At 71.0% G+C, this 24,788-nt stretch carries 26 protein-coding genes; 23 read left to right on the forward strand and 3 right to left on the reverse strand.

The genetic code is table 11. The features are described from left to right. Positions 1 to 53 precede the first annotated feature (53 nt). Entirely contained in the window at positions 54 to 725 is a 672-nt protein-coding gene (locus FB465_RS29440; RefSeq protein WP_145795402.1) for a response regulator, read from the reverse strand. Further along, a complete protein-coding gene (locus FB465_RS29445; RefSeq protein WP_145795404.1) occupies positions 726 to 1,631 on the reverse strand; it encodes a RecB family exonuclease in 906 nt (301 codons plus the stop codon). It lies immediately after the preceding gene. A 190-nt stretch (positions 1,632 to 1,821) separates the two neighbouring features. On the opposite strand from FB465_RS29445, the gene FB465_RS29450 reads away from it, so the two are divergent. The 3 genes from FB465_RS29450 to FB465_RS29460 all read left to right on the forward strand — a co-directional run bounded on the left by FB465_RS29450 (position 1,822) and on the right by FB465_RS29460 (position 4,810). Then, complete coding sequence (locus FB465_RS29450; RefSeq protein WP_425461220.1) at positions 1,822 to 3,039, forward strand: site-2 protease family protein; 1,218 nt, start codon at positions 1,822 to 1,824, stop codon at positions 3,037 to 3,039. A gap of 49 nt (positions 3,040 to 3,088) precedes the next feature. Further along, a complete protein-coding gene (locus FB465_RS29455; protein WP_145795406.1) occupies positions 3,089 to 4,045 on the forward strand; it encodes a tRNA (adenine-N1)-methyltransferase in 957 nt (318 codons plus the stop codon). 198 nt (positions 4,046 to 4,243) lie between these two features. Beyond that, positions 4,244 to 4,810 (forward strand): hypothetical protein, encoded by a 567-nt coding sequence (locus FB465_RS29460; RefSeq protein WP_145795408.1) that lies wholly within the window; start codon positions 4,244 to 4,246, stop codon positions 4,808 to 4,810. 124 nt (positions 4,811 to 4,934) lie between these two features. Here FB465_RS29460 and FB465_RS29465 read toward each other — a convergent pair whose 3' ends face one another. Beyond that, the gene (locus tag FB465_RS29465) at positions 4,935 to 5,237 is read right to left on the reverse strand and encodes a ferredoxin (protein WP_145795410.1); all 303 of its coding nucleotides are present in this window, start codon (positions 5,235 to 5,237) and stop codon (positions 4,935 to 4,937) included. Positions 5,238 to 5,520: 283 nt separating this feature from the next. Between FB465_RS29465 and arc the strand changes: the two genes are divergently transcribed. From arc to FB465_RS29560, 20 genes are all read left to right on the forward strand, one after another. Next, the gene (gene arc / locus FB465_RS29470; RefSeq protein ID WP_145795412.1) at positions 5,521 to 7,287 is read left to right on the forward strand and encodes a proteasome ATPase; all 1,767 of its coding nucleotides are present in this window, start codon (positions 5,521 to 5,523) and stop codon (positions 7,285 to 7,287) included. 235 nt (positions 7,288 to 7,522) lie between these two features. Beyond that, positions 7,523 to 9,034, forward strand: coding sequence for a depupylase/deamidase Dop (gene dop, locus FB465_RS29475; RefSeq protein WP_145795414.1), 1,512 nt, complete (start codon positions 7,523 to 7,525; stop codon positions 9,032 to 9,034). A 172-nt stretch (positions 9,035 to 9,206) separates the two neighbouring features. Further along, positions 9,207 to 9,425 carry a ubiquitin-like protein Pup gene (locus tag FB465_RS29480; RefSeq protein WP_145795415.1) on the forward strand — a complete coding sequence of 73 codons (219 nt, stop codon included), beginning with the start codon at positions 9,207 to 9,209 and terminating at the stop codon, positions 9,423 to 9,425. Between the two features lie 205 nt (positions 9,426 to 9,630). Further along, positions 9,631 to 10,473 carry a proteasome subunit beta gene (gene prcB, locus FB465_RS29485; RefSeq protein ID WP_145795417.1) on the forward strand — a complete coding sequence of 281 codons (843 nt, stop codon included), beginning with the start codon at positions 9,631 to 9,633 and terminating at the stop codon, positions 10,471 to 10,473. Between the two features lie 36 nt (positions 10,474 to 10,509). Next, positions 10,510 to 11,298, forward strand: a complete 789-nt coding sequence (gene prcA / locus FB465_RS29490) for a proteasome subunit alpha (RefSeq protein WP_145795419.1) — start codon at positions 10,510 to 10,512, stop codon at positions 11,296 to 11,298. Between the two features lie 143 nt (positions 11,299 to 11,441). Then, positions 11,442 to 12,803 (forward strand): Pup--protein ligase, encoded by a 1,362-nt coding sequence (gene pafA / locus FB465_RS29495; RefSeq protein ID WP_145795421.1) that lies wholly within the window; start codon positions 11,442 to 11,444, stop codon positions 12,801 to 12,803. A gap of 125 nt (positions 12,804 to 12,928) precedes the next feature. After that, positions 12,929 to 13,912 carry an FKBP-type peptidyl-prolyl cis-trans isomerase gene (locus tag FB465_RS29500; protein ID WP_145795423.1) on the forward strand — a complete coding sequence of 328 codons (984 nt, stop codon included), beginning with the start codon at positions 12,929 to 12,931 and terminating at the stop codon, positions 13,910 to 13,912. 136 nt (positions 13,913 to 14,048) lie between these two features. Beyond that, on the forward strand, positions 14,049 to 15,353 hold the full coding sequence (locus tag FB465_RS29505) for an FKBP-type peptidyl-prolyl cis-trans isomerase (RefSeq protein ID WP_145795425.1): 1,305 nt from the start codon (positions 14,049 to 14,051) through the stop codon (positions 15,351 to 15,353). A 154-nt stretch (positions 15,354 to 15,507) separates the two neighbouring features. Further along, positions 15,508 to 15,879: an FKBP-type peptidyl-prolyl cis-trans isomerase gene (locus tag FB465_RS29510; protein ID WP_145795427.1), complete on the forward strand. Its 372-nt coding sequence runs from the start codon at positions 15,508 to 15,510 to the stop codon at positions 15,877 to 15,879. Positions 15,880 to 16,020: 141 nt separating this feature from the next. Next, positions 16,021 to 16,998 carry a helix-turn-helix transcriptional regulator gene (locus FB465_RS29515; protein ID WP_145795429.1) on the forward strand — a complete coding sequence of 326 codons (978 nt, stop codon included), beginning with the start codon at positions 16,021 to 16,023 and terminating at the stop codon, positions 16,996 to 16,998. Between the two features lie 26 nt (positions 16,999 to 17,024). Continuing rightward, a complete protein-coding gene (locus FB465_RS29520; protein WP_170290827.1) occupies positions 17,025 to 17,951 on the forward strand; it encodes a helix-turn-helix transcriptional regulator in 927 nt (308 codons plus the stop codon). A 3-nt stretch (positions 17,952 to 17,954) separates the two neighbouring features. Next, the gene (locus FB465_RS29525; RefSeq protein WP_145795432.1) at positions 17,955 to 18,185 is read left to right on the forward strand and encodes a hypothetical protein; all 231 of its coding nucleotides are present in this window, start codon (positions 17,955 to 17,957) and stop codon (positions 18,183 to 18,185) included. A gap of 11 nt (positions 18,186 to 18,196) precedes the next feature. Next, complete coding sequence (locus FB465_RS36035; RefSeq protein WP_170290718.1) at positions 18,197 to 18,367, forward strand: hypothetical protein; 171 nt, start codon at positions 18,197 to 18,199, stop codon at positions 18,365 to 18,367. A gap of 92 nt (positions 18,368 to 18,459) precedes the next feature. After that, positions 18,460 to 18,717 carry a Sec-independent protein translocase subunit TatA gene (tatA, locus tag FB465_RS29530; protein WP_145795434.1) on the forward strand — a complete coding sequence of 86 codons (258 nt, stop codon included), beginning with the start codon at positions 18,460 to 18,462 and terminating at the stop codon, positions 18,715 to 18,717. A 99-nt stretch (positions 18,718 to 18,816) separates the two neighbouring features. Beyond that, the gene (tatC, locus tag FB465_RS29535) at positions 18,817 to 19,710 is read left to right on the forward strand and encodes a twin-arginine translocase subunit TatC (RefSeq protein WP_145797667.1); all 894 of its coding nucleotides are present in this window, start codon (positions 18,817 to 18,819) and stop codon (positions 19,708 to 19,710) included. A gap of 106 nt (positions 19,711 to 19,816) precedes the next feature. Further along, complete coding sequence (locus FB465_RS29540) at positions 19,817 to 20,980, forward strand: NAD(P)/FAD-dependent oxidoreductase (RefSeq protein WP_145795436.1); 1,164 nt, start codon at positions 19,817 to 19,819, stop codon at positions 20,978 to 20,980. A gap of 14 nt (positions 20,981 to 20,994) precedes the next feature. Next, on the forward strand, positions 20,995 to 21,309 hold the full coding sequence (locus FB465_RS29545; protein WP_145795438.1) for a (2Fe-2S)-binding protein: 315 nt from the start codon (positions 20,995 to 20,997) through the stop codon (positions 21,307 to 21,309). Continuing rightward, entirely contained in the window at positions 21,290 to 22,663 is a 1,374-nt protein-coding gene (locus FB465_RS29550; protein WP_145795440.1) for an FAD/NAD(P)-dependent oxidoreductase, read from the forward strand. Before FB465_RS29545 ends, FB465_RS29550 begins: the two co-directional genes overlap by 20 nt. Positions 22,664 to 22,789: 126 nt before the next feature. Continuing rightward, complete coding sequence (locus tag FB465_RS29555) at positions 22,790 to 23,653, forward strand: dihydrodipicolinate synthase family protein (RefSeq protein ID WP_145797668.1); 864 nt, start codon at positions 22,790 to 22,792, stop codon at positions 23,651 to 23,653. 59 nt (positions 23,654 to 23,712) lie between these two features. After that, the gene (locus tag FB465_RS29560; RefSeq protein WP_145795442.1) at positions 23,713 to 24,714 is read left to right on the forward strand and encodes a proline racemase family protein; all 1,002 of its coding nucleotides are present in this window, start codon (positions 23,713 to 23,715) and stop codon (positions 24,712 to 24,714) included. Positions 24,715 to 24,788 lie beyond the last annotated feature (74 nt).

The raw sequence follows: 24,788 nt of genomic DNA on the forward strand, positions 1-24,788 counted from the left end.
CCGGAAGGCCCGCCCCTCCTCGCACGAGGAGGGGCGGGCCTTCGGCTTTCCCGCTACTGCGCGCCCGGGCGGACCAGGCCGCTCTCGTAGGCGTACACGGCGGCCTGCACCCGGTCGCGCAGCTGAAGCTTGGTCAGCACATGGCCGACGTGCGTCTTCACCGTCGTCTCGCTGACGAAGAGTTCGCCGGCGATCTCCGCGTTGGACAGGCCCCGGGCGACCAGCTTCAGCACCTCCAGCTCACGCTCCGTCAGTGCGGTGAGCGCCTGCGGCGGCGCCTCGTCGCCGGAGGGCAGCTTGGTGGCGTACATGTCCAGCAGCCGTCGGGTGATGCTCGGGGCGAGCATCGCGGCGCCGTCCGCGACCACCCGGATCGCCTGCACCAGCTCCTCGGCCGGGACGTCCTTGAGCAGGAAGCCGCTGGCCCCCGCCCGCAGCGCCTCGACCACGTACTCGTCCAGGTCGAAGGTGGTCAGCACCAGGACCTTGGCCGGGCCGTCCCGGCCGGGCCCGGCGATCCGTCGGGTGGCCTCCACCCCGTCCATCCGGGGCATCCGGATGTCCATCAGCACCACATCCGGCTGCAGCGCGCGGACCTGCTCCAGCGCCTGCTGCCCGTCCCCGGCCTCGCCGACCACCACCAGGTCGGACTCGGCCTCCAGGATCATCCGGAAACCGGTGCGCAGCAGTGGCTGGTCGTCGACCAGCAGCACTCGGATCGTCACCTACGACTCCTTGCTCATCTGGCCCCCCGTGGGACCGTCGTCAGGTCTCGCCCTGATGGGCAGCGGGTACGGCGGGGGAGTCCCACCGAACTCGGGGCAGCTCGCCTGGTGGTCGCACCAGTCGCACAGCCGGTTGCGGGTGGCCGGGAACTCCCCGGTGGCGACCGCCTGGGAGATCGTCTCCCAGAGGGCCTGAAGCTTGCGCTCCGTCGACAGCAGGTCGGCCTCGTCGGGGTCGTACGTGACCACGTCGCCACCGCCGCCCAGGTAGACCAGCTGCAGGCGCTTGGGGATCACACCCTTCCAGCGCCACACCACCAGGGCGTAGAACTTCATCTGGAACATGGCCTTGCCCTCGAAGTCCCGCGAGGGCGCCCGCCCGGTCTTGTAGTCCACCAGCCGGACCTCGCCCGTCGGGGCGACGTCGACCCGGTCGATGTACCCGCGCAGCAGCAGGCCCGACTCCAGCACCGTCTCCACGTACAGCTCGCGCTCCACGGGGTGCAGACGGGTCGGGTCCTCCAGCCGGAACCACTGGCCCAGCAGCTTCTCCGCGTCGGCCAGCCAGCGGGTCAGCGCGGCGCCGTCCTCGTCCCCCGGGAACAGTTCGCCCAGCTGAGGGCGCTCGCCGAGCAGCCGCTCCCACTGCGGGCGCAGCAGGCCCAGCGCACGCTCGGGCGTACGCTCGGCCGCCGGGCTGTCGAAGAGCCGCTCCAGCACCGCGTGCACCACCGTGCCGCGCGTGGCCGCCGCGCTCGGGGGCTCAGGCAGCCGGTCGATCACGCGCAGGCGGTACAACAGCGGGCAGGTCATGAAATCCCCCGCCCGGGACGGGGAGAGCCCCGTCGGCGCCACGGCCTGCCTGGGCACGACGGCGGTGGTCGGGGCGCTGTCGGTCTGGTGCATACCCCGACCCTATTGCCCGTTGCTGTCATCCCGCTGCCAAGCCACCCACACCGGTCGGTTCCGAGTGGCACCGAGGCCGCTGCCGCAGGCGTTGAACGGGTATGACAGCTAGGAGGGGCGCGCGCCGGAATCCCGAAGAGATCACGTAGCGTGGGCGCACAGCGGGGATGTACCGAGCGAAGGGGCCACGGTGAGTGACATCAGGGGGCAGCAGACCTCCGCACAGCCACCGACGGGCGGCGCCAAGACGCCCGACGGATCCGATCGGCCCGGCGGCATCCTGATGGGCCGTCCGTTCGGCGTGCCGATCTACGTCACCCCGTCCTGGTTCGTCATCGCGGCCCTGATCACCTGGATCTTCGGCGGCCAGCTGGCCAGCGTCCTCCCCGAGCTCGGCGGCACCCGCTACCTGGTCTCACTCTCCTTCGCGATCGCCTTCTACGGCTCCGTCCTGGTCCACGAACTCGCCCACACCCTGGTCGCGCTCCGCTACAAGCTGGGTGTGCGCCGTATCCAGCTGCAGTTCTTCGGCGGCGTCTCGGAGATCGACAAGGAGGCCGAGACCCCCGGCCGCGAGTTCTGGCTGGCCTTCGTCGGCCCGCTGCTCTCGCTGCTGCTCGGCGGCGTCTTCTACCTCGCCCTTCTCGGTGTCGAGCCGTCCACCGTCCCCGGGGTGCTGCTGGCCGGGCTGATGGTCAGCAACCTCGTGGTAGCCGCCTTCAACCTGCTGCCCGGCCTGCCGCTGGACGGCGGCCGGATGCTGCGCGCCCTCGTCTGGGCCGTGACCGGCCGCGCGATGACCGGTACGGTCGCCGCCGCCTGGGTCGGCCGGGCGCTCGCCGTCGCGGTGCTCTTCGGCCTGCCGGCCATCGCCGCCGCCCGGGGCGGCCCGGACCGCACCACCACCGACAGCCTGATCGACGGGGTGCTCTCCGCAGTCCTCGCCGTGATCATCTGGAACGGCGCGACCGGCAGCGTACGCAACGCCCGCCTCAAGGAAGCACTGCCCGGGCTGCACATCCCCGACCTGGCCCGCCGCGCGGTGGAGGTCACCGCCGACACCCCGCTCGGCGAGGCGCTGCGCCGGGCCCGCGAGGCCGAGGCCGGTGCGGTGGTCGTGGTCGACGGCCGCGGCGAGCCCACCGGCCTGGTCAAGGAGGCCGCCGTCCGGGGCGTGCCCGAACACCGCCGCCCGTGGATCGCGGTCGGCGCCCTCGCCCGCGACCTGGAGCCGGGGATGCGGCTGCGGGTCGACCTCACCGGCGAGGAGCTGCTCGCCGCCCTGCGCCGCTCGCCCGCGACCGAGTACCTGGTGGTCCGCCCCGACGGCTCGGTGTACGGCGTGCTCTCGCTGATGGACGTCGAGCGGCGGCTCAGCGCGGCAGTCTCCGGGCGTCCGAGAGGCTGAAACGATCTACTGGTCGGCGGAGCGTCCCGGTTCCCTTAGGATTGTCCGCATGTCCGAACCGACCGGTGCCACCCGCCGACGCGGGCCCTTCCAGGTCGGGGACCAGGTCCAGCTGACCGACCCCAAGGGCCGCCACTACACGTTCACGCTCCAGGCCGGGAACCAGTTCCACACCCACAAGGGTGCGTTCCCCCACGACGAGCTGATCGGCGCCCCCGAGGGCACTGTCGTGCGCACCACGGGGAACGTCCCGTATCTCGCGCTGCGCCCCCTGCTCCCCGACTACGTCCTGTCCATGCCGCGCGGCGCCGCCGTGATCTACCCCAAGGACGCGGGGCAGATCCTGGCGATGGCCGACATCTTCGCGGGCGCCCGCGTGGTCGAGGCCGGCGTCGGATCCGGCGCGCTCAGCACCTACCTGCTGCGCGCCGTCGGCGACACCGGCATGCTCGCCTCGTACGAGCGCCGCCAGGACTTCGCCGACATCGCGAAGGCCAACGTCGAGCGCTACTTCGGCAGCCCCCACCCGGCCTGGAAGCTCACCGTGGGCGACCTCCAGGACAACCTGGTGGAGACCGAGGTCGACCGCATCATCCTCGACATGCTCGCCCCCTGGGAGTGCCTGGACGTCGCCTCCAAGGCGCTCGTCCCCGGCGGCCTGATCTGCTGCTACGTGGCCACCACCACCCAGCTGTCGCGGACCGTCGAGGCGCTGCGCGAGCACGGCACCTTCACCGAGCCGCAGTCCTGGGAGACCATGGTCCGCACCTGGCACGTCGAGGGCCTCGCCGTCCGCCCGGACCACCGCATGATCGGCCACACCGGCTTCCTGCTGACCTCCCGCCGGCTCGCGGACGGCGTCGAGCCGCCGCTGCGCCGCCGCCGCCCCGCCAAGGGCGCGTACGGTGAGGACTACGACAACGGCTCGCCCGAGCCGAGCCTGCAGGAGCGTGCCGCGGCCCGTGCCGCCGCCCGCGAGACGAGCGAAACCCCCGACCTGGGCTGACGCCATGACAGCACGACCGCAAGGGGCGGTACGACGGGCCACCACCCGCCGTACCGCCCCTTGCGTATGCGCTCTGACGGCCGGTCCGCCCCGGTGGGTGCACCTGCGCCGGGGTATGGGACGATGCTCGCTCACACCACCCACCGCGGAGGGGAATGCCTGGTGGAAGCAGCGGTCGAGACGGTTCAGGACGTGCCGATGACGGACGAGACGAAGGCCCCCGCGCACGCCAGATCCGGCTTCCGGCACTGGGCCGTGGTGGCCGCCGGCTGTGCCGCAGTGGTCGCCGGCGCACTGGCCGCCAACCCGGCCGAGGGCGGGGTCACCCCGACCAGGCCGCCCGTCCAGGCGCTCCAGCCCGCCGAGGCGCCCGACCCGACGAAGGCCGAACTTCCCCTTGACTGCGGGCCGTTCCCCGTGACCGTGGGCCTCCACTTCAGCGCGCAGCTGGAGGGTCGGCCCACCACCGTGGCCGCCGCACACTGCGCGGCCGACAACGGCACCCCGCCGGACGGCGCGTACCTGCTGACCGCGGGGCCGGACGGCAAGCCGGTGGTCAAGGCGACGCTGGTGCGGCCCGAGGAGGGGCTCACCGTCACCGAGCTCAAGCTCCGCAGCGACGGCACCATCGTCGGCCGGGCCAGGGGCTACTCCAACGACGACGTCCCGCGCTGCTGCCCCGACCTCGTCCTCGACCTCACCTGGACCCACAAGGCCGGCCAGTGGGTCCGCACCGAGACCAGGGCCCCGGCAGCCGGCGTCTAGGCATACGAGCAACCACAACAGGGGCGCGGGGAACTGCGCGAGGTCGGAAGGTGCAGGCCCGCAGTCTTCCGCTTCGCGCAGTTCCCCGCGCCCCTGGACAGTGCAACTGGCTCCTGGCGGAGTGTTAGTCCGCGTCGGGCCCGAAGACCTCGACCTGGTCGTGCACCCGGCGGACGTGGATGCAGTCGCCGGGGCACTCCTTCGCAGAGTCCACCACGTCCTGAAGCAGCGTCAGCGGCACGGGCACGGTCTCGCCCGGCTGCTGGCGCAGCTCGTCGTCGTCGCCCTTCACGTACGCCAGCCCGTCGATGTCCAGCTCGAAGACCTCCGGCGCGTACTGCGCACAGATGCCGTCTCCGGTGCACAGATCCTGGTCGATCCAGACTTCGAGCGCTTCGCCCGTCGCCGCCTCGCCGGTTACCGACATGTCCCCTGCCGTTTCTGTCCCAGGTCGCCCCTTCTTGGGGCATTCCTGCCATTCGTACAACGATCCGACCGCAATCCACGGTCACGATCAGGTATTGACTCGACCGACGATACATCTGGTCCGCTTTGAGCGTTGAGCGGTGGGTATCTCCCTAGCAGAGGGGAAGCATGCAAGGGCGAAGATCGGACACGCCCGTTCCATCTTTCTGATCTAGGGGTTTACGGACCCCTGGTCCCAGGTAGGGTCTGGAAGCGTCCAGCTCCCCCCGGAGGAGGTGAGGACCGTGGCAGCCCACGATGACGACTACAACCGCAACGCCGGCCGGCCCGCTCGTGGTTCCGACGAGGCCGCAGAGGTCTCGTACCTCGAGCAGGAGATCGCCGTCCTGCGCCGCAAGCTCGCCGACTCGCCGCGCAACTCGAGAATCCTCGAGGAGCGCATCGTCGAGCTCCAGACCAATCTGGCCGGAGTCACCGCCCAGAACGAACGGCTCGCCTCCACCCTGCGCGAGGCCCGCGACCAGATCGTGGCCCTCAAGGAGGAAGTGGACCGGCTCGCCCAGCCCCCCGCCGGATTCGGCACGTTCCTCAGCCAGAACGAGGACGGCACGGCCGACATCTTCACCGGCGGCCGCAAGCTCCGCGTCAACGTCAGTCCGAGCGTGGACCTCGACGAGCTGCGCCGCGGCCAGGAAGTCATGCTCAACGAGGCCCTCAACATCGTGGACGCGATGGCCTTCGAGAGCATCGGCGACATCGTCACCCTCAAGGAGGTCCTCGAGGACGGCGAGCGCGCCCTGGTCACCGGGCACGCGGACGAGGAGCGGGTGGTCCGCCTCGCCGAGCCGCTGCGCGACATCAAGCTCCGCCCGGGGGAGGCCCTCCTGCTGGAGCCCCGCTCCGGCTACGTCTACGAGGTGATCCCCAAGTCGGAGGTCGAGGAGCTCGTCCTCGAAGAGGTCCCGGACATCGACTACCGGCAGATCGGCGGTCTGCACAACCAGATCGAGCAGATCCGCGACGCGGTCGAGCTCCCGTACCTGCACTCCGAGCTGTTCAAGGAGTACGAGCTGCGCCCGCCCAAGGGCGTGCTGCTCTACGGTCCGCCCGGCTGTGGCAAGACGCTCATCGCCAAGGCGGTCGCCAACTCCCTGGCCAAGAAGGTGGCGGAGGTCACCGGCCGGCCGCAGGGGAAGAGCTACTTCCTGAACATCAAGGGCCCGGAGCTGCTCAACAAGTACGTGGGCGAGACCGAGCGGCAGATCCGGCTGGTCTTCCAGCGGGCGCGGGAGAAGGCGAGCGAGGGCACGCCCGTCATCGTCTTCTTCGACGAGATGGAGTCGCTCTTCCGCACCCGTGGCTCGGGCGTCAGCTCGGACGTGGAGAACACCATCGTCCCGCAGCTGCTGGCCGAGATCGACGGTGTGGAGGGCCTCGAGAACGTCATCGTGATCGGTGCCTCGAACCGCGAGGACATGATCGACCCGGCGATCCTGCGGCCCGGCCGCCTGGACGTCAAGATCAAGATCGAGCGTCCGGACGCCGAGGCGGCCAAGGACATCTTCTCGAAGTACCTCAAGGACTCGCTGCCGTTCCACCCGGACGACCTCAAGGAGCACGACGGCTCCGTCGGGGCCACGGTGGCCGCGATGATCCAGGCGGTCGTCGAGCGGATGTACACCGAGACCGAGGAGAACCGTTTCCTGGAGGTCACCTACGCCAACGGTGACAAGGAAGTCCTGTACTTCAAGGACTTCAACTCCGGCGCGATGATCCAGAACATCGTGGACCGGGCGAAGAAGATGGCCATCAAGGACTTCCTCGACCACGGTCAGCGCGGTCTTCGCGTCTCCCACCTGCTCGCCGCCTGCGTGGACGAGTTCAAGGAGAACGAGGACCTGCCGAACACCACCAACCCGGACGACTGGGCCCGGATCTCCGGAAAGAAGGGCGAGCGGATCGTCTTCATCCGCACCCTCGTCACCGGAAAGCAGGGCGCCGAGTCCGGCCGCTCCATCGACACTGTCGCCAACACGGGGCAGTACCTGTAGTTCGTCGTACTTCACCGTCCGGCTGCGGCGCCCATCGGCCCCGCAGCCGGACGGTGTGTCTCGGGAGGCGCTCCGGCGACCGGTCAGGGGCCGTCGGGGTGGTGCTCTCCCGATTGTCGGTACGGCGATCTAGGCTCGACCCATCGCCGACGGGACGGCCCGGCGGCGTTGGTGATGTAGGCGGTACGTCAGTGCTCGGCCCGGTGGGGGCGGAGCGCAGGGCAAGGAGGGCCGCATGACCGTACGGCGCGTGATGGGGATCGAGACCGAGTACGGAATCTCCGTGCCCGGGCACCCGAACGCCAACGCCATGCTCACCTCGTCCCAGATCGTCAACGCGTACGCGGCGGCGATGCACCGGGCGCGGCGGGCTCGCTGGGACTTCGAGGAGGAGAATCCGCTGCGCGACGCCCGGGGCTTCGACCTCGCGCGCGACGTCGCGGACGCCAGCCAGCTCACCGACGAGGACATCGGCCTCGCCAACATCATCCTCACCAACGGGGCCCGGTTCTACGTGGACCACGCGCACCCCGAGTACAGCTCGCCGGAGGTCACCAACCCGCGCGACGCCGTGCTCTGGGACAAGGCCGGCGAGCGCGTCATGGCGGAGGCCGCCGCCCGCGCCCTGGAGCTGCCGAACGGGCAGAAGATCAACCTTTACAAGAACAACACCGACAACAAGGGCGCCTCCTACGGCACCCACGAGAACTACCTGATGAAGCGGGCGACCCCGTTCGCCGACATCGTCCGCCACCTCACCCCGTTCTTCGTCTCCCGCCAGGTGATCACCGGCGCCGGCCGGGTCGGCATCGGCCAGGACGGCTCCGCCAACGGCTTCCAGCTCAGTCAGCGCGCCGACTACTTCGAGGTCGAGGTCGGCCTGGAGACGACCCTCAAGCGCCCGATCATCAACACCCGCGACGAGCCGCACGCCGACGCCGAGAAGTACCGCCGGCTGCATGTGATCATCGGGGACGCCAACCTCTCCGAGATCTCCACCTACCTCAAGCTGGGCATGACCTCGCTGGTGCTGGCGATGATCGAGGAGGGCTTCATCGCGGTCGACCTCGCCGTCGACCAGCCCGTCCGCACCCTGCACCGGGTCTCCCACGACCCAGCGCTCGAGTACCTGATCACGCTGCGCAGCGGCCGGAAACTCACCGCGGTCCAGCTCCAGATGGAGTACTGCGAGCTGGCCCGCAAGTACGTCGAGGACCGCTACGGGCAGGACGCCGACGACCAGACCGTGGACGTCCTAGCCCGCTGGGAGGACGTCCTGGGCCGCCTGGAGCGGGATCCGATGAGCCTGTCCAAGCAGCTCGACTGGATCGCCAAGAAGGAGCTCCTGGAGGGCTACCGCCAGCGCGACGGCCTCGACTGGGACAACTCCAGGCTGCACCTGGTCGACCTCCAGTACAGCGACGTACGGCTCGACAAGGGCCTGTACAACCGCCTGGTGGCCCGTGGGCGCTTCGAGAGGCTGGTGACCGAGGAGGAGGTCGCCAGGGCCGTCGGCAAGCCGCCGGAGGACACCAGGGCGTACTTCCGGGGCCGCTGTCTGGAGCAGTACGCCGAGCACGTCGCGGCGGCCTCCTGGGACTCGGTCATCTTCGACCTCCCGGGGCGGGACTCGCTGCAGCGGGTCCCCACCCTGGAGCCGCTGCGGGGTACCCGCAACCACGTCAAGGAACTGCTGGACAGGTGCCGTACGGCCGAGGACCTGGTCCGGGTGCTGTCCGGCGGCTGAGACGTCGGGTAACTTTTCGATCACCACGGGTGAACGCTCCCCGGATGGGAATCATCCGGGGGAGCGCGGAGCGTTGAAGTAGAACTGGAGGCGATATCCGCCCCCGGTGTATAGGGTCTGAGCAGTAGTGCTAGACCAAGCCGTGCCAGACGAATCGAGCGGGGTGAGGGAAATGGCGAGCAAGGACACCGGTGGCGGCCAGCAGCGGGCGAACCGCTCCTCCGAGGAGGTCGAGGAGCAGGCTGCGGAGGCGCAGAACTCCGAGGACCTCAAGGAACGCCAGGAAAAGCTGAGCGATGACGTCGACGCGGTCCTGGACGAAATCGACGACGTTCTCGAGTCGAATGCCGAAGATTTCGTGCGGCAATTTGTCCAGAAGGGTGGACAGTGACCTGGATGTCCGATTCCTGATCGGGCACCGCTCGATATCGAGAGTGACTCGATATCTGACATGACCTGGGTTTCGTTCGCGCGCAATGAGTCGACGCCGACTCGTTGCGCGCGAATGCAGAATCGGATGGTCCGGCATGTGGATCACGGCCTCGAACCGGGTAGGGTCCGAGGCATCCGCTGTTGATCTACCTGGAAGGAATCGAGTGGAAGCCAACACTGGTGGCACCGGGCGTCTACCGGCTGCCTTCCTGACCCCCGGGTCCTCGTCGTTCATCGACTTCCTGGGCCGGCACTCGCCGGAGCTGATCCCCGGCCGCCGCGGCCTGCCCGAGGGGATGACGATCGAGGCGCCGCACGGCACCACCATCGTCTCCGCGGTGTTCGACGGCGGTGTGGTGATCGCCGGCGACCGCCGCGCCACCATGGGAAACGTGATCGCCCAGCGGGACATCGAGAAGGTCTTCCCGGCCGACGAGTACAGCGCGGTCGGCATCGCCGGCACGGCGGGCCTCGCGGTCGAGATGGTCCGGCTGTTCCAACTGGAGCTCGAGCACTACGAGAAGATCGAGGGCACCGTCCTCTCCCTGGAGGGCAAGGCCAACCGCCTCACCACGATGATCCGGGGCAACCTCGGGATGGCCATGCAGGGCCTGGCCGTGGTCCCGATGTTCGCCGGCTACGACCTGGACCTCGGCCGGGGCCGGATCTTCACCTACGACGTCACCGGCGGCCGGTCCGAGGAGCGCGGCTTCGCGGCCACCGGCTCCGGCTCGGTCTTCGCCCGGGGCTCGATGAAGAAGCTCTACCGCGACGATCTGACGGCCCAGCAGGCCTCCACACTCGTCGTCCAGGCGCTCTACGACGCCGCCGACGACGACTCGGCGACCGGTGGGCCGGACCTCGCACGGAAGATCTTCCCGATCGTCTCGCTGATCACCGACGAGGGCTTCCGCCGCCTGTCCGAGCCGGAGGTCTCCGAGATCGCGCACTCGATCACCGACCAGCGCCTGGAGCACCCCAACGGGCCCCAGGCCCCGCTCCTCTAGTCCGCCACACTTCTCACCGGAAGGAGACGACCGCCGGTGTCCACACCGTTCTACGTCTCGCCTCAGCAGGCCATGGCGGACCGCGCGGAGTACGCCCGCAAGGGCATCGCGCGCGGCCGCAGTGTGGTCGTGCTCACCTATGCCGACGGCATCGTCTTCGTCGCCGAGAACACCTCCCGCGCCCTGCACAAGGTCTCCGAGATCTACGACAAGATCGCCTTCGCGGCGGTCGGCCGCTACAACGAGTTCGAGAACCTGCGGATCGGCGGCGTCCGCTACGCCGACCTGCGCGGGTACTCCTACGACCGGGCCGATGTGACGGCCCGTGGCCTCGCCAACGTCTACGCCCAGACGCTCGGCACGATCTTCTCCTCGGTCGGCGAGAAGCCGTACGAGGTCGAGCTGATCGTGGCCGAGGTCGGCCGGACGGCCGAGGACGACCAGATCTACCGGCTGACGCCGGACGGTTCGGTGGTCGACGAGAAGAACTCGGTCGTGGTCGGCGGGAACTCCGACTCCATCGGCAACTACATCGGTCAGCGCCACCGCGCCGGGCTGAGCCTCGCCGAGGCCCTCAAGGTGGCCGTGGACGGCCTCGCCAGGGACCCGAACGGCGGCACTCCGCGCACCCTGACCCCCGAGCAGCTGGAGGTCGCGGTACTGGACCGCCAGCGCTTCCAGAAGCGCAAGTTCAAGCGTATTCTCGGCAGCCAGCTCAGCCGGCTGCTGAGCGGTGACGAATCCGCCGCCACGGACGACACCGAAGAGGCCGCCGCCGAGATCGCGGCCGACATCGACAAGGATCCGCCGGCCACGGCCGAGTAGCCCGGCCGCGTGAATCCCGTACGACGGCGACGAGCCGTCGTGCGGGATTCACGTGCGCCTGCGGTCAATTGACAGCGCATCGTGATCGGATTGCCATCACCCGAAGGGGTTTCGGATGGCCCCGATAAGAGAAAAGATGCCTCATGGACCGCCGAATTTTCGGGCTGGAGAACGAGTACGGTGTCACGTGTACGTTCCGGGGACAACGACGTCTGTCTCCGGACGAGGTGGCCAGGTACCTCTTCCGCCGCGTAGTTTCCTGGGGCCGCAGCAGCAATGTCTTCCTGCGCAACGGTGCTCGCCTGTACCTCGACGTCGGCTCGCACCCCGAGTACGCAACTCCGGAGTGCGATGACGTCACCGAGCTGGTGACGCACGACAAGGCGGGCGAACGCATCCTCGAAGGTCTCCTGGTGGACGCCGAGCGGCGGCTGCACGAGGAGGGCATCGCCGGGGACGTCTACCTCTTCAAGAACAACACCGACTCGGCCGGCAACTCCTACGGCTGCCACGAGAACTACCTGGTGGCCCGGCACGGCGAGTTCTCCCGGCTGGCCGACGTCCTGATCCCCTTCCTGGTGACCCGCCAGCTGATCTGCGGCGCCGGCAAGGTGCTGCAGACGCCGCGCGGCGCGGTCTACTGCGTCAGCCAGCGGGCCGAGCACATCTGGGAGGGCGTCAGCTCGGCGACCACCCGCTCCCGTCCGATCATCAACACCCGCGACGAGCCGCACGCCGACGCCGAGCGCTACCGCAGGCTGCACGTGATCGTCGGCGACTCCAACATGTCGGAGACCACCACCCTGCTCAAGGTCGGCGCCACCGACCTGGTGCTGCGCCTGATCGAGGCCGGAGTGGTGATGCGCGACCTCACCCTGGAGAACCCGATCCGGGCGATCCGCGAGGTCAGCCACGACCTCACCGGCACCCACCAGGTCCGGCTCGCCAACGGCCGGGAGGCCAGCGCGCTGGACATCCAGGAGGAGTACTTCACCAAGGCGCTGGACTTCGCCGACCGCAAGGGCATCAACACCGGCACGGTGGCCCGGGTGCTGGACCTCTGGGGCCGCACGCTGGAGGCGGTGCGGACGGAGGACCTCGCCAGGGTCTCCACCGAGATCGACTGGATCATGAAGTACAAGCTCATCGAGCGCTACCGCGAGAAGCACCAGATGAGCATGTCCAACCCGCGGATCGCCCAGATCGACCTCGCGTACCACGACATCCACCGCCGGCGCGGGCTCTTCTACCTGCTGCAGAACAAGGGGCAGGCCGCGCGGGTGACCACGGACCTGAAGACCTTCGAGGCCAAGTCGGTGCCGCCGCAGACCACCCGGGCCCGGCTGCGCGGCGACTTCATCCGCCGCGCGCAGGAGCAGCGCCGCGACTTCACGGTGGACTGGGTGCACCTGAAGCTGAACGACCAGGCGCAGCGCACGGTGCTGTGCAAGGACCCGTTCCGCTCGGTGGACGAGCGGGTGGAGAAGCTCATCGCGGGGATGTAGCGGACGCAGGGGTCCTGATGCGGGGCGGTAGGGGTGGTGATCGGGCGGATTGTCCGATCACCACCCCTTTCGTTCCTGCTTGTGCCTCCGGCGCGACGGGCGGATCGGGCCATACGCTGGCGGGCATGCGTCGTATCGCCGGATGGCTGGTAGTGCTGCCCATGCTCCTGCTCGCCGCGTGCAGCAGTGGCTCGTCCACCGGCTCGGGGGCCACTCCGAGCGCCTCGGCCTCGGCCCTCACCGTGCCCAGCCCGGTGGCCTCGGCCTCGCCGATGCCGACGGTCTCGGGCGACTTCGGCAGCAAGGCCACCATCACGATCCCGGCCGGCCAGCCGAGCGGCCAGTTCGTGGTGAGCACGGTGAGCGACGGGGACGGCGCGGCGGTGGCCAAGAACGACTGGGTGACGGTCAACTACACCGCGAAGGACTGGATGACCGGCAAGGACATCTCCAGCTCGTACGACTCCGGCGGGAAGCCGCAGCTGTACCAGGCGGGCAGCGGCCAGCTGGTGCCGGCCTTCGACCAGAGCGTGATCGGCAAGAAGGTCGGCAGCCGCCTGCTGGTGGTCGCCCCGCCGGCGGCGGCCTTCGGCGCCCAGGGCAACGCGACGCTCGGGGTGAACGCCGGGGACACGGTGGTGTTCGTGCTGGACATCATGGAGGACGTGCCGCAGGACTCCACGATCGCCGGAGCCATCACCCAGCCGCCGGCCACCTCGCCGCAGGTGAAGGACAACGGGAAGGCCGCGCCGACGATCACCATTCCGGCCGGGCAGGCGCCGCCGACCGAGCTGCAGACGTTCGTCCTGGTCAAGGGCGACGGCAAGCAGGTCCAGTCGGGCCAGACGCTGGTGGTGCAGTACACGGGCGTGCTGTGGAGCAACGGCCAGCAGTTCGACTCCTCGTGGAGCCACGGCGGCGCCCAGGCCCTGCAGGTGGGCACGGGCAGCCTGATCAAGGGCTGGGACCAGGGGCTGGTCGGCCAGACGGTGGGCAGCCGGGTGATGCTCGTGGTGCCGCCGTCGCTCGGGTACGGGGACAAGGCGCAGTCGGCGGTGCCGGCCAACTCGACGCTGGTCTTCGTGATCGACATTCTTGAGGCCGTGTAGCCCGTACGTTCGTGACGTTGGTGCACCAGGAACGCTGGCCCTCATCATCACCTGACATACTGCTGCCCTTCCGCACTGTGGTATGAGTCGTCAGGCCCCCGGTGAGGGCGCAGCACGGCGAGATGGATGGGGAGTCATGTCTGAGAAAACGTCGAGCCCGGGCGAGGCCGGCACCGCGAACGGCAGCACTGCTGGTGACCCGGCCGCCTCGCGGCCCGGCGGCCCGCTGCCGGGCGACGGTGAGTCGATCATCGTGCCGCCGTCGATCCTGAAGCAGCAGGCGGGCTGGGGTCCGGCCCCGGCTCAGCCGATCGCGGACGGGGCGAAGGACGAGGCGCCGCAGGTCTTCGCGTCGACCGTCCGCAAGAAGGACATCTCCGAGGCGGGGTACGACGAGAACCCGCCCGGTGCGGGCAAGCTCGGTGTGATCCTCGGCACGGTGCTGGCCCTGCTGCTGGTCGGCAGCGGCGTCACCCTGTGGGCGGTGAACCGCCCGGACTCCGGCAAGGCCAAGACGGCGGACGCGGCGCCGACCTCGGCCGCGCCGACGGCGGACGCGGTGCCGCCGATCAAGGACAGCGCCAAGGTGCTGCCGACGGTCACCGGCGAGTTCGGCAAGAAGGCCGCCATCGAGCTGCCGAAGGAGGCGCCCGACGGCTCCTTCGTGGTGAAGCAGCTCTCCGAGGGCAGCGGGCCGAAGGTCGACAAGGGCAACTGGGTCACCGTCGACTTCACCGCGAAGGACTGGGCGACCGGCAAGGAGATCGCCGGCTCCTTCGAGAGCGGCAAGCCGCAGCTGTTCCAGGCCGGCTCGGGCAAGCTGATCCCGGCGCTGGACGGCGTCGTGGCCGGGCACAAGGCCGGCAGCCGACTGCTGGTGGTGGCTCCGCCGGCGGCGGCCTTCGGTGCGCAGGGCAACACCGGCATGGGCGTCGGGCCGACCGACAACCTGGTCTTCGTGATCGACATCAAGCAGGCGACCGCGCCGGACGCCACCCTGGGCGGTGACATGACCGAGCCCGCCGCCGGGATGCCGAAGGTGAAGGACAACGGCAAGAAGGCCGCCGACATCACCCCGGTGCCGGGCGTCGAGGCGCCGACCGAGCTGAAGTCCTCGGTGCTGATCCAGGGCAAGGGCCGCAAGATCGAGTCGGGCGAGAAGGTCGTCGTCCAGTACACGGGCGTGCTCTACAAGGACGGCAAGAAGTTCGACTCCTCGCTGGACCGGGGCCAGGCGTTCAGCTTCGTCACCGGTGGCGGCGGCGTCATCGAGGGCTGGGACAAGGCCGTCACCGGCCAGACCGTCGGCAGCCGGATCGAGGTCGTGATCCCGCCGGCGCTCGGCTACAAGGACCAGGCGTCGGGGCCGATCCCGGCCAATTCGACACTGGTCTTCGTGATCGACATTCTGGATGCGGGTGTCGGCGCGGCCGACAGCTAGTCGACAATGGGTCGGTGACCTTCGACGGGGCGACCCGCCGAGGGCCTGATCTCGATGGGCGGTGGGCGCCCGTAACGTAGGTCCTGGAACAGGATCGCGGTGCGGGCTCCTGCCGCTCCGTCATGTACGTACCACCGAACGAGAAGAGTCTGTTGTGAGCCTTACGAAGCCGGAGATCGACTTCCCGGGCGGCGAGCCGCCGGCCGACCTGCAGATCCGCGACATCGTCGTCGGTGACGGCGCCGAGGCCAAGGCCGGCTCCGTCGTCGAGGTCCACTACGTGGGCGTGGCGTTCAGCACCGGCGAGGAGTTCGACGCCTCCTGGAACCGCGGCCAGACCTTCCGCTTCCCGCTGGGCGGCGGCCGGGTCATCAAGGGCTGGGACGAGGGCGTCCAGGGGATGCGGGTCGGCGGCCGTCGCGAGCTGATCATCCCGGCCAACAAGGCCTACGGGAACCAGTCGCCGAGCCCGCTGATCAAGGCCGGCGAGACCCTGATCTTCGTCGTGGACCTGATCAGCGTCTGACGTCGCGTTGGAGACCCCGGCAGCCTGCTGCCGGGGTCTCGCTTTTGCAGTGTGTGCCGGTACCGGTACGGTCGGGTCGCCGGGTCCAAGATTCCCGGCGGACGTACTCGCGCGCGGCGCGCCGTACCGGAAGGGTCAGCGATGGCGATCGCCAAGGCAGAGCGGCTGATGAACCTCGCCCTGTGCCTGATGAACACCAGACGTCCGCTCTCCAAGAAGGAGCTGCGGGAGTCCGTCGAGGCCTACCGCGAAGCCTGGCAGCAGGGCAGCGAGGAAGCCTTCAACCGGATGTTCGAGCGCGACAAGGACGACCTGCGCGAGCTCGGCCTGGTCATCGACGTCGACGAGAACGCCCTGGACGGCGAGATCGGCTACCTCGCCCGCCGCGACCGCAACCGGCTGCCCGAGATCGCCCTGGACGCCGAGGAGGCGGCGGCGCTCACGCTGGCCGCCCGGGTCTGGCAGCAGGCCAAGATGTCCGGCGCCGCCAGCGGTGCCCTGCAGAAGCTGCGCGCGGCCGGCGTCCCGTTCACCGAGGACGCCGAGCACACCGCGCTCCAGCCGCGCATCCCGGCCCGCGAGGCCGCCTTCGAACCGCTGCTGGTCGCCGCCCGCGACCGACGGCCCGTCAGTTTCGAGTACCGCAAGGCCGGCGCGGCCGCCACCGAGCAGCGCTCGGTCGAGCCCTGGGCGCTGGAGTGCTGGCGCGGCCACTGGTACCTGGCCGGCTGGGACCGCGACCGCAAGGACGCCCGGGTGTTCCGGCTGAGCCGGATCACCGGCAAGGTCCGCTCCCGCGTGGGCGAGTTCACCGGCACCGTCCCCGAGCACGTGGACGTCCGCGCCGTGGTCGCCGCCTTCGCGGGCGAGGGGGCCACGGCGACCGCGACCGTACGGCTGCGCCGGGGCGCCGGGTTCCCGCTGCGCACCAAGGCCCTGAGCACCCGTCGGATCGACGAGACGTGGGACGAGCTCGAGATCCCGTACGGCAACGGCCTCGGCGCCGACCTCGCCGAGTTCGGACCCGACCTGGTCGTCCTCGGCCCGGACGACCTGCGGGCGGACGTCATCGACCGGCTGCGCGCGGTGGCCGGCCTCGCTGTGGAGGGGGAGCTGTGAGTAACGCGATCGACCAGACCCGACGGATGCTCTCCCTGGTCACCTACCTGCGGGAGCGCCCCGGCGCGGAGGTGGCCGAGGTGGCCCGCGCGTTCGGGATCACCGAGCGTGAGCTGATCAACGACCTCAATGTGCTGCCGATGTGCGGCACCAGCTTCCGCGGCGGCGACCTGCTGGACATCGACACCGACGGCGAGCGGATCTGGTGGCACAACGTCGACGACGTGGCCCAGCCGCTGCGCCTGGCCGCCGACGAGGCGACCGCGCTGCTGGTCGCCGCCCGTGCCGTGGCCGGCCTGCCCGGGCTGCGTGAGCGGGACCGGCAGGCGCTCACCCGCGCCGTCGCCAAGATCGAGGACGCGGCCGGCGAGAGCGCCGAGAGCAGCGCCCGGGTCGGCGTGACCTTCGAGGCCGAGGGCCAGGTCTTCGCCGACATAGACCGCGCGCTGAGCGAGGGCAAGCTCATCTGGCTGCGCTACTACTCGCACGGTCGCGGCGGTATGACCGAGCGCGAGGTCGACCCGATCCGCCTGGTGACCGAGGGCCACACCTACCTCGAGGGCTGGTGCCGGGTCTCCGAGGACCGGCGGGTCTTCCGGCTCGACCGGGTCGCCGAGATCAAGGTGCTGGACGAGCCCGCGAACCCGCCCCGGCTGGAACCGCGGGACCTGTCCGCCGGCCTGGTCAGCCCGGCCGCCGACGACCCCGAGGTGGTCGTCGAGGTCGGCCCCGGCGGGCGCTGGGTGGCCGAGTACTACACCCATGACTCGGCGGAGGAACTGCCCGACGGCGGCCTGCGGATCACTCTGCGCAGCGCCGACCCGGCCGGGCTCCGTCCGCTGGCGCTGCGCCTGGGCCGGGACGGGCGGATCGTCGCGCCCGCCGAGCTGGCCGAGCAGGCCAGGGCCGCCGCGGCGGCCGCGCTCGAGGGTTACCGGGACGGGCAGGCCTGAGGGGTGGGGGACGGCACCAGATTCAAGGTCTACTGCTCCGAGTGCCGGGAGAAGGTCGAGCTGGCGGCGGCCGCGTTCCGGCTGGCGCTGGGCGCCACCAAGGAGCGCACCTTCTACAGCTTCACCTGCCCCGCGTGCGGGGCGGCGGTGCGCAAGCCCGCCGGGGAGAAGATCGTGGCGGCGCTGACCGGCGCCGGGGTCAGCACCATGCGCCTGCTGCCGGTGGACGGATAGAGTCGGTGACCATGTCATGGACCATCGTCGCCGCCGTTCTCCTGGCCACCGCGGGCCTGCTCGTCCTCGGAACGCTGGCGTGCCGGCTCTGGCTGGACGTCCGGGCGCTGGCCCGGGAGGTCGACTCGGCCTCCCGGGCGCTCGCCGCGGCGGCCGGTGAGCTGACCGGGCCTGCGCGGTAGCCTCGGGAGGCGGTGTTGCCGCGCCGTCACCCGCAGGGGCTACCATCGCCCGAAGTGGGGGCGTGCCGCCCCTGCGAGGAAGGTGGTCGCACATGAGGTTCTCGCCGACCGCGATCCTGGTGATCGTGGTCTTCGCCATCCTGCTCTTCGGTGCCAAGCGCCTGCCCGACCTGGCCCGCTCGCTGGGCCAGTCGCTGCGGATCCTGAAGAGCGAGACCAAGGCGATGCGTCAGGACGGCCCGGACGCTCCGGTGCCGCCCTCGGTGGAGGCACCCAGGACGATCAAGGCGGCGCCCGGTGACCCCGGATCCCGCCCGGTGACCGAGCAGCAGCCTTCCCAGCAGGGCTGAGGCCAGTACTGGAACCCGTCGCCCGGCGGGTTCCGTCGCACGAGTTGAGGACCGGGGTTGAGCAAGTCTTCGAAACCGCCCAAGGACCCCGAGGGCCGGATGGCCCTCGCCGACCACCTCCGTGAGCTGCGGAACCGGTTGGTCAAGTCGGTCCTGGCCATCGTGCTGTTCACGATCGTCGCGGCGTTCTTCCACAAGCAGCTGATGAACTTCCTGCTGGCGCCGCTGCCGAACTGCAGTTTCGCCGACGCGGCGACCAAGGAGCACGGCACCTGTGCGGTGTCGGCGACGATCGGCCTGCTCACCCCGTTCACCCTGACCCTGAAGGTCTGCCTCACGGCCGGTGTGGTCGCGGCCGTGCCGGTCTGGCTCTACCAGCTGTGGTGCTTCGTGGCGCCGGGTCTGCACCGGCACGAGCGCCGGTACTCGCTGGGCTTCCTGGCCGCCGGTACCCCGCTGTTCCTGGCCGGCGCCACCTTCGCGTACCTGATCCTGCCGACCACGGCGCGGATGCTGGTCTCGTTCACCCCGACCGAAGTGACGCCGATCATGCCGGCCGAGGACTACCTGGACATCGCGACCAGGATGGTCGTGGTGTTCGGTCTGGCCTTCGAGTTCCCGCTGCTGCTCGTCATGCTGAACTTCGGCGGGGTCCTGAGCGGCAAGCGGCTGCGCGGCTGGTGGCGCGGCATGGTCATGGGGATCACCGTCTTCGCGGCCTTCGCCACGCCCAGCGCCGACCCGCTCAGCATGCTCGCGCTGGCGGCGCCGATCTGGGCGCTCTACTTCCTCGCGGTCGGCATCGCGCTGCTCAACGACCGGCGCCGGGCCCGCCGGAACCCGGACGCCGGGCTGAGCGACGAGGAGGCCTCGCACCTCGACCTCTCGATCGAGGAGGTCGGCGCGGCCGAGGCCGTGGAGGCCACGCCGTCACCGATCGCCTCCGCGCCGGTGCCCGCCGCCCGCCATGAGCAGATGGACGACATCACCTGATCCGACGCCGTCCCGCAGGGGCCTCGTTCCGCCGGCACCGGCGGGGCGGGGCCCCTGTTCTTTGCGCGCTCTTGGCACGGCGACTGCAGTGTGACATATTACTGACGTGCTCAAGAGATCCTCCCACGATGTCGTGGTGATCGGCGCCGGAGTCGTCGGTGCCGCCTGCGCCTACTACGCCGCGCTGGCCGGACTGGCCGTCGCGGTGGTCGACCGCGGCCCGGTCGCGGGCGGCACCACCGGTGCCGGTGAGGGAAACCTGCTGGTCTCCGACAAGGAGCCGGGCCCCGAGCTCGAACTCGCCCTGTTCTCCACCCGCCTGTGGCGGGAGATCGCCGAGGAGCTCGGCGAGCGGATCGAGTACGAGCCGAAGGGCGGCCTGGTCGTCGCCTCCGGCGAGGCCGGGATGGACGCCCTCCGCACGTTCGCCGTCTCGCAGCGCACGGCCGGGGTACAGGCCGAGGAGGTCCCGGGCGGGAGGCTGCACGAGCTGGAGCCGCACCTGGCACCCGGGCTCGCGGGCGGGTTCCACTACCCGCAGGACGCCCAGGTCCAGCCCGCCCTGGCCGCCGCCCACCTGCTGAGCGCAGCGCGTCGGGCGGGCGCCGTCCTGCACCTCGGCGAGACCGTGACCGGCATCCGAACCCGCCCCGACGGCGCCGTCCTCGGCGTCACCACCGACCGGGGCAGCCTGGACGCCCCGGCCGTGGTGAACGCCGCCGGCACCTGGGGCGGCGAGGTCGCCGCGCTGGCCGGCGTCGACCTGCCCGTCCTGCCGAGGCGCGGCTTCGTGCTGGTCACCGAGCCGCTGCCGCGCATCGTCCGCCACAAGGTGTACGCCGCCGACTACGTGGCGGACGTCGCGAGCGGCTCGGCCGCCCTGCAGACCTCCGCCGTGGTCGAGGGAACGCCCGCCGGGCCGGTGCTGATCGGCGCCAGCCGGGAGCGGGTCGGTTTCGACCGCACCCTCTCGGTCGAGGTGCTGCACCGCCTCGCCGCCCAGGCGGCGGCGCTCTTCCCGGTGCTCGCCGACGTCGCCGTGCAGCGCGCCTACCGCGGCTTCCGCCCCTACCTGCCGGACCACCTGCCCGCGATCGGCGCCGACCCGAGGGTCCCCGGTCTGCACCACGCCTGCGGCCACGAGGGGGCCGGCATAGGCCTCGCCCCGGCGACCGGCCTGCTGATCAGCCGCCAGCTGACGCAGAAGCAGCCGGAGCTGGACCTCACGCCCTTCCGTGCCGACCGCTTCGCCGCGTTCACCGCGTCATGAGGATTGGAAGCACCATGCGCCGAACCCCCGCCGCCCTGGCCGGCGCCGAGCCCGGACCCGCGCACACCATCGAGTTCGACGGCCGGGAGATCCCCGCCCTGCCGGGTCAGACCATCGCCGCCGCCCTGTGGGCCGAGGGCATCCTGGCCTGGCGGACCACCAGGGTCGGGGGATGCCCGCGCGGCGCGTTCTGCGGGATCGGCGTCTGCTTCGACTGCCTGGCCACCGTCAACGGCCGCCCCAACCAACGCACCTGCCTGCTGCCCGCGCAGCCCGGAGACACCGTCGCCACCCAGGAGGGCCACGGCCGTGCCGACCTCGCCGTCTGAGCCCTACGACCTCGCCGTCATCGGTGCCGGCCCCGCCGGGCTGGCCGCCGCCGTCACCGCCGCCGAGCTCGGCCTGCGCTGCGCCCTGCTGGACGCCGGCGCCCGCCCCGGCGGCCAGTACTACCGCCACCCCGCCCCCGGCCTCGGTGCCGCCCACCCCGAGCGCCTGCACCACGGCTGGTCCGTCTTCGCCGCGCTGTCCGACCGCCTCGCCGCGAGCGGCGTCGACCACCTGGCCGGCCATCACGTCTGGACGGCCGAGCAGGGCGAGGTCTGGCGTCTGCACGCGACCCTCGGCCCCGAGGCGGCGGACCGGGCCGTCGTCCGGGCCCGCTCGGTGCTGCTCGCCACCGGCGCGTACGAGCGCCAGCTGCCCTTCCCCGGCTGGACGCTCCCGGGCGTCGTGACGGCGGGCGGTGCGCAGGCCATGCTCAAGGCGGGCCTGGTGCTGCCCGGCCGCCGGATCGTGGTCGCGGGCAGTGGGCCCCTGCTGCTGGCCGCCGCCTCGTCGCTGGTCACCGCCGGTGCCGCCGTGCCGGCCGTGGTGGAGGCGACCGACTACCTCGGCTATGCGCGCGGCGCCCGGACCCTCGCCACCAACCCCGCAAAGCTGCTCGAGGGCGCCAACCACGGTGCCGCCCTGCTGCGGCACGGCGTACGGCTGCGGCGCAGCAGCGCCGTCGTCGAGGCCCACGGCACCGACCGGGTGACCGGGGTGACGGTGGCCCGGCTCGACCGCGACTGGCGGCCCGTCCCCGGCACCGAGCGGCGGATCGACTGCGACGCCCTCGCCGTCGGCCACGGGCTGCTGCCGCAGATCGAGCTGGCCACCGAGCTGGGCGCCGAGACGCGGGTGACCCCGGACGGCACGGTCGCGCTGAAGGTGGACCCGGGGCAGCGCACCAGCCTCCCCGGCCTCTGGGCGGCCGGTGAGACCTGCGGCGTCGGCGGGGCAGACCTCGCCGTCGTGGAGGGCGAGCTGGCGGCCCGCGTCATCGCCGGTGCGCCCGTCCCGGCGGCCCTGCGGCGCCGCCGGGAGCGGCGCCGCGCCTTCGCCGAGCTGATGGCCGCCGCCCACCGCCCGGGCCCCGGCTGGACGGACTGGCTGCGCCCCGACACCGACGTCTGCCGCTGCGAGGAGGTCCCGGCCGCCCGGATCCGCGAGGCCGTGGACGAGCTCGGCGCCGGCGACGCCCGTACGGTCAAGCTGCTCACCCGGGCCGGGATGGGCTGGTGCCAGGGCCGGATGTGCGGCCCGGCGGTCGCCTGCCTCGCCGGAGACCCGAACCCGCGCGCCGACAGCCGCCCGCTGGCCTGCCCCGTCCCGCTCTCGCAGCTGGCCGACCCGACCTAGACCTTTCGCGGGGGATCCCTCTTGTGGCTTCCCTGTTCCATCTAATAAAATGTCACACCTCACAACTAGGGAGTTGCCCCCGTGTCCCTCGCACCGCACGAGCCCACCCGCCCCTGGCGCGGCATCATGGTCGCCACCACGCTTCCCCTGCGGGCCGATCTCTCCGTCGACTACGACGCCTACGCCGAACACGTCCGCTGGCTGATCGACTCGGGCTGCGACGGGGTCGTGCCCAACGGTTCGCTCGGCGAGTACCAGACGCTGACCCCGGAGGAGCGCGCCCGCGTCGTCACCACCGCCGTCGAGGCGGCCGGTGACGGCTCACGGGTGATGCCGGGTGTGGCCGCGTACGGCAGCGCGGAGTCGCGCCGCTGGACCGAGCAGGCCGCGGAGGCCGGGGCGGGGTCCGTCCTGCTGCTGCCGCCGAACGCCTACCGCGCCGACCACGACACCGTCCGCGCCCACTACGCCGAGGTGGCCAAGGCGGGCCTGCCGGTCGTGGCGTACAACAACCCGTACGACACCAAGGTCGACCTCGTGCCCGAGCTGCTCGCCAAGCTGCACGGCGAGGGCTCGATCGTGGCGGTCAAGGAGTTCAGCGGCGACGTCCGCCGGGCGTACGAGATCGCCGAGCTCGCCCCGGGCCTGGACCTGCTGATCGGTGCCGACGACGTCCTGCTCGAACTGGCGCTGGCCGGTGCGGTCGGCTGGATCGCCGGGTACCCGAACGCGCTGCCGCAGGCGAGCGTCAAGCTCTACCGGGCCGCCGTCTCGGGCGACCTGGAGACCGCGCTGCCGCTCTACAAGTCGCTGCACTCGCTGCTGCGCTGGGACTCCAAGACGGAGTTCGTCCAGGCCATCAAGCTCTCCATGGACATCGCGGGGCGCCCCGGCGGCCCGACTCGTGCGCCGCGCGGCCCGCTGTCGCCGGAGATCGAGGCGGCCGTCCGCGCCGCCACCGAGAAGGCCATCGCCGAGGGCCTGGTCTGACGATCCGCCAGAGGCCGGCTGCGGGGGCAGCCGGCCCTCGACCCGAGGGAACCGACACCATGCGCAGCCGTCACGTCTTCCACGCCGTCGACTCGCACACCGAGGGCATGCCGACCCGGGTGATCACCGGCGGGTTCGGCACCATCCCCGGCGCCACCATGGCCGAGCGCCGGGTCCACTTCCAGCAGCACCTGGACCACTTCCGTACCCTGCTGATGTACGAGCCGCGCGGCCACGCCGCGATGAGCGGCGCCATCCTGCAGCCGCCCACCCGGCCGGACGCCGACTTCGGGGTGCTCTACATCGAGGTCTCCGGCCTGCTGCCGATGTGCGGCCACGGCACCATCGGCGTCGCCACCGTGCTGGTCGAGACCGGTATGGTGCCGGTGGTCGAGCCCGTCACCACCGTCCGCCTGGACACCCCGGCCGGCCTGGTCGTCGCCGAGGTGCACGTCCGGGACGGCGCCGCCGAGGCGGTGACGATCCGCAACGTGCCCTCGTACTCCGTCGCCCTGGACCAGAAGCTGGACGTCCCCGGCTACGGCACCGTCGGCTACGACCTCGCGTACGGCGGCAACTTCTACGCCATCCTGCCGCTCGCCGAGCTCGGGCTCCCGTTCGAGCGCGAGCGCAAGCAGGACATCCTGGACGCCGGCCTGGCGGTGATGGAGGCGATCAACGGCTCTGCCCGCCCGGTGCACCCCGAGGACCCGGCGATCCACGGCTGCCACCACGTCCAGCTGCTCGCCCCCGGCTCGACCGCGCGGCACTCCCGGCACGCGATGGCCATCCACCCGGGCTGGTTCGACCGTTCACCGTGCGGCACCGGCACCTCCGCCCGGATGGCGCAGCTGCACGCCCGGGGCGAACTGCCGCTCCACCAGGACTTCGTCAACGACTCCTTCATCGGCACCAGCTTCACCGGCCGCCTGGTCGAGGAGACCACCGTCGCGGGCCTCCCCGCCGTCGTCCCCACCGTCACCGGCCGCGCCTGGATCACCGGCACCGCCCAGTACTTCCTCGACCCGACCGACCCGTTCCCGGCCGGCTTCCTGCTGTAGATCACTTCGCGTAAGGGCAACCAATGGGGGCGCGGGGCTCTGTTTGATCAACTGCGTGCGCGCGCAACCGTACA

This window comes from Kitasatospora atroaurantiaca (assembly GCF_007828955.1).
Classification (GTDB): Bacteria; Actinomycetota; Actinomycetes; order Streptomycetales; family Streptomycetaceae; genus Kitasatospora; species Kitasatospora atroaurantiaca.